The following is an 11,862-nucleotide window of genomic DNA, read 5'->3' on the forward strand; positions in this document are numbered from 1 at the left end:
ATGACCCTGTCCGTTTCTAATTATTATTTGTCTGTTTTCGGACCACTTCTGAACCAACCTAACACTAAAATCAAGACGAGGACAATCCAAAAGATTGATTGCCAAAGCGTACTTTCCGGAAATTCATGCGGTAAGACGTGAATCGACGGATGCGCCAGTGTCATGACGACTAGCTTGACCCCGACCCACGCAACGAGCCAAAAGGCAGCTTCTTCGATACCCGGCCGTTTTTGCAACAAGACGACAAACCAGCTGGCGAAGTAACGCATGATGACGAGTCCGATGATTCCGCTGAAGAAGACGACCCAGAATTGTCCTGTGTTCAAGCCGCCGATCGTTCCGCCGATCATCGGTAACGTCGTTGCCATCGCAACGGCTGCGAGCGTCGAATCGACCGCAAACGCCAAGTCAGAGAACTCGACCTTGACGACCGTCCACCAAAAATTCGGTGACGCCTTTTTAGAGGAAGCTGACTCCGGAATCTGGTGTTTGTTCGATCGTGCCTCGACAATCCCTTTGAAGGCAACATAGAATAAATAAATTGCTCCGAGTGCCTGTAACTCCCAAATCGTCGCCAAGTAAGACGCAAAGAAAATCGCGACGAAGCGTAAGACAAGTGCTCCGATCAATCCGTAAAACAATGCTTTTTTTCGTTGATCGTCCGGCAACGGACGTACGAGAACAGCCATAACCATGGCGTTATCGGCTGACAGCAGACCTTGTAAGATGATTAAAACAAGTCCGACCGTCGCATACTGTGTAATTAATCCAATATCCATAAAAACGAATCCCCTTTTTGTTCAGTAAGTTTATTATAAGGCCGCTTATCTAAAAGCAAAAGACTGAACACTTGAATCTGACTGTTCTTTTTACCCGAACTTCCGGATGATTAGACAAAAAAAGACTCTCCATGATGGAGAGCCTGATTGTGATTAAAGATTTTTTTCGACTTTCTTTTCGGCATCCGGATTTGATTTCGTCTTCGGAGAAGAGAACCAACCCCAAAGTGCGAGACCAACCATGACGGTCCAGAAGAAGATTTGCCACGGTGTGCTGTGGGCGAATCCTTCAGGAAGTTTCAACGCTTCGAAAATCGTACCTTCGATTGAAACATGGTATTTCGGATGTTCCAGTGCGAGAACCGCAAGTTTGACCCCGACCCAGGCAACAATTGCGAATGCTGCTGTTTCAAGACCCGGACGCTCTGCCAGTAACTTAACGAAGACGCGGGCTGCGAAACGCATCAAGACGACACCCATCAGTCCACCTGTCAAAATGACGACGAAGTGACCGGTGTTCAAGCCACCAATTTCACCTGTTCCCCAGTTCGGAAGAGCAACGGCAAGTGCGACGGCTGCCAAAATCGAATCGACAGCAAATGCGAGGTCAGCGAATTCAATTTTTGCGACTGTTTTCCAAAACTCTGCTTTCGAAACCGGCTCATCTGATTTTGGTTCTGCGTCGAGCTCGTTTTCTGCTCCATGATTCTCACCGATCCGCCGGGCTTTAATGGTCTTATAAATATGCCGTAGTCCCATGATCAATAGGTAAGCGGCACCAAGTGCTTGGATCTGCCAGATATCGACGAGGAATGAGATTGCAAATAATGCTGCAAATCGAAGAACGAATGCTCCTGCTAATCCATAAAATAAAGCCTTTTTCTGCTGTTCGCCCGGTAAATGCTTTACCATGACCGCCAAGACGAGTGCGTTATCTGCCGAAAGTAGTCCTTCTAACGCGATTAAGACAAGGACGACCCAGGCATATTGAAGTACTAACTGCCAATCCATCTACTTCATTCCTTCCTAGTTTACGATTTTAAATTGAAAATCAAGTTTTCATTAGACACATCGTTTATGCGTTCATATGAACATATACTATAGGATACTATACCCGATTGCAAGCAACTTATGCCTGCGAATCAGCAAACTGTTTCTTCCGAGTCTTGTAAGTTTTATTTTTAGGAAGGTTCGTGATAAAATTCATAGCAACGATACGTCGCGACAACACATTCACGGAATCACCAGACTTGCTCGTCTCTAGCATTCCTGTCATGTTATTACTACTTGCACTACTACAAAAGGACAAAGGGGCCGATATAAATGTCTACTTACCCGGTTACACTGCCAACCAAAGAAGAGCGCCACAAGCTGTTTGGTTCTGTTCCTCCTATTAAAGGGACAAAGCCGACTGAAAAAGATAAAATGATCGACTTGCAGAACACACCGAAGAATTTCCTCTTTGCACTGGATGCTGTAGGAATTTCAAACGTGAAACATCCGGTCGTCATCCAAGACGGCGAAACGACACAAGCAACCGTTGCGACATTCGAACTGTCCACTTCGCTTGTTCAAGACCGTAAAGGGATCAACATGAGCCGTTTGACGGAACAACTCGATCAGTATCATAACGAGGGTTGGGTCGTCACGAATGAATCCCTCATCCAATTTGCACGCGAACTTGCTGAGCGGATGGAACAAACAGAAGGACAATTGACAATCCGTTACCCATGGTTCTTCACACGTAAAGCTCCTGCAACAGGACTCGGCGGATTGATGAATGCCGAAGTCTGGCAGACCGTCAGTGTCAACACGGAAACAAACGAAGCGACATTGTCTGTCGGTCTGACGATCAATGTGACGACACTTTGCCCATGTTCAAAGGAAATCAGTGAGTATAGTGCGCATAACCAACGCGGTTACGTGACGATGGAAGCTTCATTACGCGATGAAGCAGATGATTTCAACTGGAAACAAGAACTTCTCGATGCAGCGGAATCCAATGCATCGGCACCTCTGCACCCGGTCCTCAAACGTCCGGATGAAAAACGTGTCACAGAGATGGCCTATGAAAACCCGCGTTTCGTCGAAGATATGGTGCGCTTAATCGCTGCTGATCTTTACGAAATGGATCCAATCGCGTCGTTCTTCGTCGAATGTCGCAATGAAGAAACAATTCACCAGCATGATGCGATCGCACGCATCACGTTTGATAAAGATGCACAGTAATACGCAAGGAAACTCCAACCGACCCGAGGGTCGGTTGGAGTTTTTTTTCGTTGTCCTCCTTTTCGGTAACGTTTACACTTAGGACGAACGGAGGGATGTCATGTTTGAACTCATACCTTTTTTACTGGAACGACTCGGAATCATGATCATTTTAGCGTTCATCCTCGCCCAGTGGGGACCGACACGCCGCTTGCTGAAACAGCCTGAAGCCGGCTGGCAGTTCGGATTGTTGATTCTGTTTTTCGCCACATACGGGATTTTGAGTAACTACACCGGTGTCAAAGTCGATTTGGCCAAGTTTTTACCGCACACCTGGCTCGAACAGGTCGATGGCACATCGGCAATCGCGAACACACGGACGATGATTGTCGTCATCAGCGGATTACTTGCCGGTCCGATTGGTGGAACGATCACCGGTCTGCTCGTCGGTATCCATAGATATACACTCGGTGGTTTTACCGCCTTCGCTTGTGCTTTATCGACCGTTGTTGCAGGCGGCGTCAGCGGCTTGTTGCGTCCTTACTGGCGCGACCGTCTCGGAAGCCAAGCATTGTTGCCAATTTGTCTGACCGGTTTTTTAATGGTTTTCGAAATGTCCCTGATTCTTCTGTTGTCTGATCCGTTTCCTGCTGCCCTTGAACTGGTCCAGTTCATCTTCCTTCCGATGACCGTCGTCAACGTCCTTGGAGTGTGGTTGTTCTTATCGATCATCCGCCTCGCAGCGCGCGAGGAAGAACATGTCCGGGCTCGGGAAGCGGAACGTTCGTTGCATATCGCTGATTTAACATTACCGTACTTAACACGCGGTCTGAATATCCAAACTGCTGAAGCCGTTGCCGATATTTTGTTACAACAAACGCGAGCTGATGCCGTCTCCTTAACCGATCAGTCCGTCATTTTGGCGCATATTGGTGTCGGCAGTGACCATCACCGGTCCGGCGGGCACTGGACGACGCGTCCGACGGAACATGTCCTGACAGACGGACAACTTCGGCTTGTCACCGACCGTGATGAGATTGGTTGTCCGAAAGCAGACTGTCCGCTCCAAGCCGGAATCATTGCTCCGTTGACGATCGGCGAGACGACGATCGGGACGTTGAAGGTTTACTATCCCCACCCTGAATTACTCGACGCGGTCGAGGTGGAATTGATTGAAGGACTCGCGAAGCTCTTTTCGACCCAACTCGCCCTCGGCAAAGCGGAACGGCAAGCCGGTCTATTGAAGGATGCTGAAATCCGGGCACTCGAAGCGCAAATTCATCCGCACTTTTTGTTTAATGCCATCAATACGATTTATGCTTCGTGCCGGACCGATATCGAACAGGCCCGCACATTATTGCTGGAACTGTCGACATTTTTCCGCAGTAATCTGCAAGGTGCCCGTTCGACGAAAATCCCGTTGCAAAAGGAACTGGAACATATCGAATCTTATATCTCACTTGAAGCTGCCCGGTTCCCGAGCCGTCCATTCGTTGATATTGATTTAGAGGAAGGCACGGAACAACTACTCGTTCCTCCCTTTGTTCTCCAACCGTTAATCGAAAATGCCTTCCAGCATGCGTTCAGTCCCGGTCAGACCGGATACGTCGGCGTCACTGCATGGTTGACCGCGGATCAATTGGTGTTGGAAGTCGTCGATAATGGACGCGGGATTGAAGAGGAGCGGCTTGCACGCCTCGGCCGGGAAGTCATTGAATCCAGTGGTACGGGAACCGCCCTTTTCAATACAGCGGAACGAATCAAAAGCCTGTATGCCGAAAACGGTTCTTTCCGATTGACCAGTCAACCTGGAGAAGGTACAAGCATTACCATCCATCTGCCGATTGAAACAGGAAAGGAGGCGCCGCATGCGCACGATTTTAATTGAAGATGAACCGCTCGCCCGCGACGAACTGCGGTATCATGTCGTCCGGGCCGGACTCGAAGTCATCGCCGAGACCGGACACGTCGGTGAAGCCGAGCAACTCGTTCGGACATTACAGCCGGATCTCGTTTTTTTAGATGTCGAACTGACTGACGGAAGTGGTCTGGACGTCGCGAAACGATTACAATCGATGCCTCATCCACCTGCGATTTTATTCGTGACGGCTTATGATGCCCATGCACTCGAAGCTTTCGAACTGAACGCTTACGATTACATCTTGAAACCGTACGATCCGTCACGGATTATTCGGGCTATTGAAAAAATCATGCGGAAACCGGCGCTGAAAACACCGCGGATTGAACGATTGGCCGTCGAATCCGGAGAGCAGTTAAAATTGCTTTCCCCGCAGGATGTCGACTACATTGTCGCTGAAAACGGTAAAACGAAAATCGTAACCCGTTCCGAATCCTATCCGTCGAACGACACGTTACAGGAACTTGAACGAAAATTATCCGGTCACCGCTTTCTGCGGGTCCACCGTTCCTACCTCGTCAACCTCGCTGCCATCGAAGCGATCGAACCCTGGTTCAACGGTGCCTATACGATCAAAATCCAACAGATTGATGTGCCGGTCAGCCGGACGTATGTCAAAGTCTTAAAGGAAGCTCTCGGTATCTGAGGGTTTCTTTTTTCCGTTCATCCCCCTTTTTCGACATGTCATCGGTTAAAACAAACCATTCATCCGCCAAACAAAAGAAAGCGCTTCCAAATAAAGTACACTTTTCTCATACCAGTTTATGAGGAGGTTCACGCATGAGTGCTACACCAATTGTTATTGCCGTCATTTGTATTTTATTGATCGTTTATCGTCTCTATGGCACATTCATGGCTGTCAAAGTCTTAAAAATCAAAGAGGACCGGGAAACACCGGCCCATAAGTTTGCGGATGGAAAAGATTATGTCCCGACCAACAAATGGGTGTCATTCGGTCATCATTTCGCAGCGATCGCCGCTGCCGGTCCGCTTGTCGGTCCTGTACTTGCTGCCCAGTTCGGCTATTTACCGGGACTTTTATGGTTGCTGATTGGTGCCGTCATCGGTGGCGCCGTCCACGATATGGTCGTCTTGTTCGCTTCGATGCGTCAAGATGGACAGTCGTTATCGGAAGTCGCTAAAAAAGAGCTCGGACCTGTCGCCGGTTTTTGTGCCGGTCTCGCGATGCTCTTCATCATCACAATCACAATGGCCGGATTATCAATGGTCGTTCTGCATGCACTGGAGCACAATCCATGGGGAACATTCGCTGTCTTCTCGACGATTCCGATTGCCATGGGTGTCGGCATCTACTTACGAAAAGGCGGTAACCTCGCCTTGGCTTCAGTCGTCGGTTTCCTATTAATTCTTGCTGCGATTGGTTTCGGTCCCCAGTTGACTGACACGTTCATCGGAACATGGTTCGACCTGTCGTCACGTCAACTCGCGATTGCTTTACCGATCTACGCCTTCTTCGCTGCAGCACTTCCGGTCTGGCTGTTGCTTGCACCGCGTGATTACTTATCAAGCTTCATGAAAATCGGTGTATTCTTTGCCTTGATCGTCGGTGTCTTCATCATCAACCCTGACATCCGCTTCCCGGCCTTCACGAAATTCGTCAACGGCGGCGGTCCCATCATTGCCGGTCCGGTCTGGCCGTTCATCTCGATCACGATTGCCTGTGGTGCGATTTCCGGCTTCCATGCCTTCGTTGGCTCCGGAACGACACCAAAGATGATCAATCGTTGGAGCGATATCAAACCGGTCGCCTTCGGTGCGATGCTCGTTGAGTGTCTGGTCGCTGTCATGGCTTTGATTGCCGCGACTTCCCTTGAAGTCGGGGATTACTTCGCCATCAACTCGACACCGGAAGTCTTTGCGACACTCGGGATGAGTACGGTCTACCTCGATGAATTGTCGCGGGAAATCGGTCTCGATCTCGCAGGGCGGACCGGTGGAGCTGTTTCACTTGCCGTCGGTATGACGTTCATCTTCCGGGCCATCCCTTGGTTCCGTGAAATTGCCGGCTTCTTCTTCCAGTTCGTGATTCTTTTCGAAGCGGTCTTCATCCTGACGGCAATCGATGCCGGAACACGAGTGGCCCGCTACCTGATCCAAGATTTCTTCGGTGAATTCTACAAACCGTTGAAACGGGTCGACTGGATCCCGGGTGCGATTTTCGCCAGTGCGCTTGGAACGTTCTTTTGGGGTTACCTGCTCTTCTCCGGTGATATCGGTTCGATTTGGGCCTTGTTCGGTGTCTCGAATCAATTGATGGCTTCCATCGGCTTAATCATCGGAACGACAATTATCCTAAAGATTGCCGATAAAAAAGTTTATGCGTTGACGACGTTCATTCCACTTGTCTATCTGCTCGTAACGGTCACGTTCGCCGACATCTGGATGGTCGCTAACGTCTATGCCAACCCAGCCTCTGCCGGCTTCAGTATTCTGAATACGATCTTATCGGTCACGATGGGTGTTTTAGCCATCGTCATCACGATTTCAGCTGTGCGGAAATGGATCGAATTGCTCAATTCACCACGTTGGGAAAAAGTGAAAAAATCAGCTTGATGGATGGAAACCCATCAAATGGGTTGACTCAAAAGTCAGTTTCTATAAAAGCAGGGGTGGCAGATTACAATTCTGTCACCCCTGCTTTGTTCTAAAAGAACTATTTTTCATATCTTCATCTGCTTTTAGCGAAAAGGATTATAAAACCGGTTCCCATCATAAAAAGTGATGAAGCAAGACAACAGTACAAGTAACCCGACACAGGCAATCGCTGTAAAGTCGGCTTTGGTCATGGGACGTTGATTGTACCAGGTCCGCTTTTTGCCTGCTCCGAACCCTCGCAAATCCATCGCGTTACTGACAGTCTCAATCCGTTCAAGACTTGTAAAAACAAGTGGCAACAGAATGTTTAAACTGTTACGGATTCGTTTGAACAACGGCGCATTGGATAAAGCGACGCCTCTCGCTTCCTGTGCATCTTTAATCGTTCGAAAGTCTCGCTGAACATCCGGAATGTAGCGTAAGGCTAAGGACACGGCAAAGGCAATTTTATAAGGAATACCGATCCGGTTCAAAGACGCCGCAAATTCTGTCGGATGAGTGGTCACCAAAAACAAGACAGCAATCGGCACAATCGCACTGTATTTTAAAATTAAATTCAGCATGTAAAACAGTTGTTCCGATGTCACGGTGAAACGACCGATTCCTTCTGCCAATACATGACGCGTTCCATAGATGGCAACTCCCTGCTCAGGAGCAAACAGGTAGACGGCAATCGAATTTAACAAGATAAATGACAGTGTAAACAAAAGGACGAATCGAACTTCTTTAAAAGAAATCTTTGAAACAGAAAATAAGCCGACACTTGCCAACAATAAAACAATGAGGACGCGTGTATCGTATGTGACAATCGTCGCAATCGTCCATAATAAAAAACAAATCAACTTTGTTGCTCCCGTCAGACGATGGACAGGAGATTTTCGTTCGATGTACCCTAGCATATCTACTGCCATCCTGCTCGCTCCTTCCGTTCTGCCTCAATCACCTGTGTCACGAGTCCTGCAGGATCAAGTTCATACTGCTGTGCTACTGTAAATAACGAAGTTTGCTTTAGGTGTGCTTGTTGTAGCAATTCTTTTTGCGACAATAGTGCAAGTGGGGTTCCTTCAAACTGAACCTGACCATTCTGGATGAGACAGACATGATCACTGTATTCCAAAACGAGATGCATATCGTGGGTAATGACGAGCAGCGTCATTCCCTCATGCTTCAATCGTTCCAAAAAGTCCATGATATCCGAGTAATGCCGGTAATCTTGACCCGCAGTCGGCTCATCCAAAATTAGCACATCCGGTTGACGGACCAGAATCGATGCAATCGTCACCCTTTTCTTTTGTCCAAAACTCAAAGCATCGATTGGCCAATTGCGGAACGGATACAATCCGCATCGACGAAGCGTTTCCTCAACCCGTCGATTTTCTTCTTCCTCACTCAGCGCAAGAACCTGCATGCCGTAGCGTATTTCTTCCTGCACAATTTGTTTTGAAATCATATGGTTGGGATTTTGCAGGACAAATCCTACTCGATCGGCCCGTTGACCAATTGATTGGTTTGTAACATCCGAACCGGCGAGATGAATTGTTCCGCTTCCCGCCCGGCGATAACCGCTCAAAATTTTAGCCAGTGTCGATTTTCCGGCACCGTTCTGTCCGACGATACTCGTTAACGTACCTTTGGCGAAAGAAGTCGATACTTGATTTAAAATCAATCGCTCTGCATCATAACGGAAATTCAGCTGTTTGACATCCAGCAATGGTTCACGACGTTGAACCGGCTCAATAGACTGTCTTTGCAACAGAGTATGCAGAAGCCCCCTGTCAAATCGGGTGATAAACGTCTCCATTCGACTTGGTTGCATCTGTGGATGAATCGGCATTCCGGCAAAACGGGCCAGACTCAAATATAACGGTTCACGCAACGCAGACGCGCTAATAATGCCTCCACTCAACACTTCATCCGGACTTGCATCCGCGACGATTGTGCCTTCTTTCATCACGATCATCCGGTCAAATGGAATCGAAAGCACATCTTCAATCCGGTGCTCGATCACAATCAACGTCTGTTCCGTCCGTCGTTGCAACTGATCAATCAATTCCATCGCTTCCATGCCGGCAATCGGATCCAAATTAGCCAACGGTTCATCAAATAACAGCACTTCCGCTTCTTCGACGAGGACACCCGCTAACGCAACCCGTTGCCGTTGCCCACCGGACAGTGCCTCCAGACGGGACCCCAACAAAGAGTCGACATCGACCAGACGGGCTGTTTTTTCTACCAAATGTCGCATGTCCTGCTGTTCGACTTGCTTATTTTCCAAAGCAAACGCAATATCTTCTGCTACTGACAATCCGACAAACTGAGTATCCGGATCCTGCATAACGGTTCCGACAATACTTGAACGGTCAAACAAAGAGAGCGTTCGGGCATCGATTCCGGTAATTTCGACAGACCCTTCCCACGTACCGGGATAAGAAAATGGAATTAAACCGTTGATACACTGGGCGAGTGTACTTTTTCCTGAACCGGATGGTCCAACGATTAATACACGCTCACCTTTAGAAATTGACAGGTTAATCTTCTGTAAAGTTGGTTCCGACTGGCTCCGGTACGTAAACGAAAATTCATTGAATGCTACACTTACCTGCTTCATGTTAATCCCCCCGACTAAAAAGACTGCCCCCCTTGAGGGGACAGTCCTGGTTTATGCTTCTCGCTTCAGACTGCCTGCCTTGCTTCTCGTTTTAGCATACGCCACTAAGAGAAGACTTCCGATAACACCAACTGTAATGATGTTGGATGCGGCCGCGACCGCTCCTTGAACGAATACTTTATTGGCAGGTTCTGCATAAATTAAAATATCTAAAACAGGTGCTAGAATGACCCAACCAATCAGTTGAACAAGTGCTTGTGTGCCGTTAAACAGCACTAATTTTTTTGTCGTCAAACCGCCTTCTTCAATCCGGATCCGACGGGCAATCAAACCGATTGAAAAACCGACAAATCCGGAGACGATGACCCAACTCCACCAAGGTGCACCATAAAAGATGGCATCTTTTAAAGCATGACCGATTAATCCAATTAATCCCGCTGCAATCGGTCCAAACAAAATAGCCATGAATGCTAAAAAGGCATAGGCTGTCTCAATCGATGTATTCGGAATTCCCGTCGGTAATGCAGCAAACCGTCCTAAGATGACGAATACTGCTGCCCCAACGCCTGTCGCCACAATTTGTTTTGTCGTTAATCCATTCATGTCACTTCTCTCCTCTACTCTTTTGAATACGAACCTGCCATGCGTTTCCGATACCGACCTGATACCGTTCAGCAAACGAATCTTGATTTAATGCGAGCGCCAGATGATCCATTGAATTGACATAGACCAGTCCCTTTCCCAGTTCAACGTTGGCAAATGAATGTCCCCACGTCAGTTCATCTGAAAATACGATATTCCCGTCGTGGACCACTTCCACTTGCACCGAACATCCGATTTCCAGCCCGATATGCCGTATGAAAGTAGAAGGAATGTTGGTCCAGACGTTCCCAAACCGGACATCAAAAATTTCAATAATCCCTTCCAGCCGTTCATCTTGCTGACGAGCCGGCTCCCGGTTCAGCAAAATCAGCGACTCCAAGTCAATCAGCGGACCAATATCAGAGTACGTGATGGTTCGACTCGATAGCCGGGCGCCTGTGTAAGCGTAAATATCACGACCATGGAACGTATACGATTCACCCATGACCGGCAGACGGTGGATTGTATCGTCCAACAAACGGGCATCCGCTAATAAGTTCCCTTGCACCAAATGTGTTAATGTCCCATTATCCGGTGTGATGATGAATTGATTCGTATGGGTCCGGGCGACGACACTCTTCCGATTCGATCCGACTCCGGGATCAACGACAGAAACAAATACCGTCTGTTCTTTCCAGTACGGAACCGTCTGAATGAGTCGATACGAGGCTTCCCAAATCTGAAACGGCGGGATATCATGCGTTAAATCAAAAATACGGATTTCGGGATTAATACTATGTGCGACACCATACATGGCACTTACCGCCCCATCACTCATTCCAAAATCGGATTGTAACACCAATGCCTCTGCCATCTTTCCGACTCCTTTCTTATCTCATAAAAAAAGACATCCCGCCCTTATCAGATAAGGACGTGATGTCTCACGTGGTACCACCTTCGTTCATCATCTGACTCGCATCAAATGACCTCATAGAGTCGAGGACTCCCAAGAATGATAACGGTATCCGTTCGTACCGGTCGATTCTACTTACGAAGTTCGTGTTCTATCGACAGCTCAAGGACCATCTTCCGACAGACTGTTTCACTTCATTCCCACCAACAGAAGCTCTCTGTTCAAACAGTCGCGTCGT

At 48.1% G+C, this 11,862-nt stretch carries 10 protein-coding genes and 1 other annotated feature (1 of these 11 only partly in view); of the genes, 4 read left to right on the forward strand and 6 right to left on the reverse strand.

What is annotated here, in order from left to right:
• Window positions 1-23: 23 nt before the first annotated feature.
• On the reverse strand, window positions 24-779 hold the full coding sequence (locus P402_RS0115485) for a TerC family protein (RefSeq protein ID WP_026829511.1): 756 nt from the start codon (window positions 777-779) through the stop codon (window positions 24-26).
• Between the two features lie 153 nt (window positions 780-932).
• Window positions 933-1,790, reverse strand: a complete 858-nt coding sequence (locus tag P402_RS0115490) for a TerC family protein (protein WP_026829512.1) — start codon at window positions 1,788-1,790, stop codon at window positions 933-935.
• 312 nt (window positions 1,791-2,102) lie between these two features.
• Here P402_RS0115490 and folE2 point away from each other — a divergent pair, with 312 nt between their 5' ends.
• The 4 genes from folE2 to P402_RS0115510 all read left to right on the forward strand — a co-directional run bounded on the left by folE2 (window position 2,103) and on the right by P402_RS0115510 (window position 7,479).
• Window positions 2,103-3,008 carry a GTP cyclohydrolase FolE2 gene (folE2, locus tag P402_RS0115495; RefSeq protein WP_026829513.1) on the forward strand — a complete coding sequence of 302 codons (906 nt, stop codon included), beginning with the start codon at window positions 2,103-2,105 and terminating at the stop codon, window positions 3,006-3,008.
• Between the two features lie 100 nt (window positions 3,009-3,108).
• Window positions 3,109-4,875: a LytS/YhcK type 5TM receptor domain-containing protein gene (locus P402_RS0115500; RefSeq protein WP_026829514.1), complete on the forward strand. Its 1,767-nt coding sequence runs from the start codon at window positions 3,109-3,111 to the stop codon at window positions 4,873-4,875.
• Window positions 4,856-5,551, forward strand: a complete 696-nt coding sequence (locus tag P402_RS0115505) for a LytR/AlgR family response regulator transcription factor (protein ID WP_026829515.1) — start codon at window positions 4,856-4,858, stop codon at window positions 5,549-5,551. Before P402_RS0115500 ends, P402_RS0115505 begins: the two co-directional genes overlap by 20 nt.
• Window positions 5,552-5,685: 134 nt before the next feature.
• A complete protein-coding gene (locus P402_RS0115510; protein WP_026829516.1) occupies window positions 5,686-7,479 on the forward strand; it encodes a carbon starvation CstA family protein in 1,794 nt (597 codons plus the stop codon).
• A 125-nt stretch (window positions 7,480-7,604) separates the two neighbouring features.
• Here the strand turns inward: P402_RS0115510 and P402_RS0115515 are convergent, their stop codons facing one another.
• From P402_RS0115515 to P402_RS0115530, 4 genes are read right to left on the reverse strand one after another with little or no spacing between them, the layout of a single operon-like run.
• Complete coding sequence (locus P402_RS0115515; protein WP_026829517.1) at window positions 7,605-8,432, reverse strand: energy-coupling factor transporter transmembrane component T family protein; 828 nt, start codon at window positions 8,430-8,432, stop codon at window positions 7,605-7,607.
• Window positions 8,423-10,129, reverse strand: a complete 1,707-nt coding sequence (locus P402_RS0115520; RefSeq protein WP_026829518.1) for an ABC transporter ATP-binding protein — start codon at window positions 10,127-10,129, stop codon at window positions 8,423-8,425. Before P402_RS0115520 ends, P402_RS0115515 begins: the two co-directional genes overlap by 10 nt.
• Before the next feature lie 51 nt (window positions 10,130-10,180).
• A complete protein-coding gene (locus tag P402_RS0115525) occupies window positions 10,181-10,732 on the reverse strand; it encodes an ECF-type riboflavin transporter substrate-binding protein (protein WP_026829519.1) in 552 nt (183 codons plus the stop codon).
• Between the two features lies 1 nt (window position 10,733).
• Window positions 10,734-11,585 (reverse strand): SAM hydrolase/SAM-dependent halogenase family protein, encoded by an 852-nt coding sequence (locus tag P402_RS0115530; protein WP_026829520.1) that lies wholly within the window; start codon window positions 11,583-11,585, stop codon window positions 10,734-10,736.
• A gap of 50 nt (window positions 11,586-11,635) precedes the next feature.
• Window positions 11,636-11,862 (reverse strand) — a binding site (T-box leader) (it continues 23 nt past the right edge of the window).

The organism is Exiguobacterium sibiricum 7-3, from assembly GCF_000620865.1.
Taxonomy (GTDB): Bacteria; Bacillota; Bacilli; order Exiguobacteriales; family Exiguobacteriaceae; genus Exiguobacterium_A; species Exiguobacterium_A sibiricum_A.

Bases quoted from the DNA above. Each gene is read 5' to 3' on its own strand.
- P402_RS0115485 (WP_026829511.1), bottom strand. From the start codon at position 779: ATGGATATTGGATTAATTACACAGTATGCGACGGTCGGACTTGTTTTA.
- P402_RS0115490 (WP_026829512.1), bottom strand. From the start codon at position 1,790: ATGGATTGGCAGTTAGTACTTCAATATGCCTGGGTCGTCCTTGTCTTA.
- folE2 (WP_026829513.1), top strand. From the start codon at position 2,103: ATGTCTACTTACCCGGTTACACTGCCAACCAAAGAAGAGCGCCACAAG.
- P402_RS0115500 (WP_026829514.1), top strand. From the start codon at position 3,109: ATGTTTGAACTCATACCTTTTTTACTGGAACGACTCGGAATCATGATC.
- P402_RS0115505 (WP_026829515.1), top strand. From the start codon at position 4,856: ATGCGCACGATTTTAATTGAAGATGAACCGCTCGCCCGCGACGAACTG.
- P402_RS0115510 (WP_026829516.1), top strand. From the start codon at position 5,686: ATGAGTGCTACACCAATTGTTATTGCCGTCATTTGTATTTTATTGATC.
- P402_RS0115515 (WP_026829517.1), bottom strand. From the start codon at position 8,432: ATGGCAGTAGATATGCTAGGGTACATCGAACGAAAATCTCCTGTCCAT.
- P402_RS0115520 (WP_026829518.1), bottom strand. From the start codon at position 10,129: ATGAAGCAGGTAAGTGTAGCATTCAATGAATTTTCGTTTACGTACCGG.
- P402_RS0115525 (WP_026829519.1), bottom strand. From the start codon at position 10,732: ATGAATGGATTAACGACAAAACAAATTGTGGCGACAGGCGTTGGGGCA.
- P402_RS0115530 (WP_026829520.1), bottom strand. From the start codon at position 11,585: ATGGCAGAGGCATTGGTGTTACAATCCGATTTTGGAATGAGTGATGGG.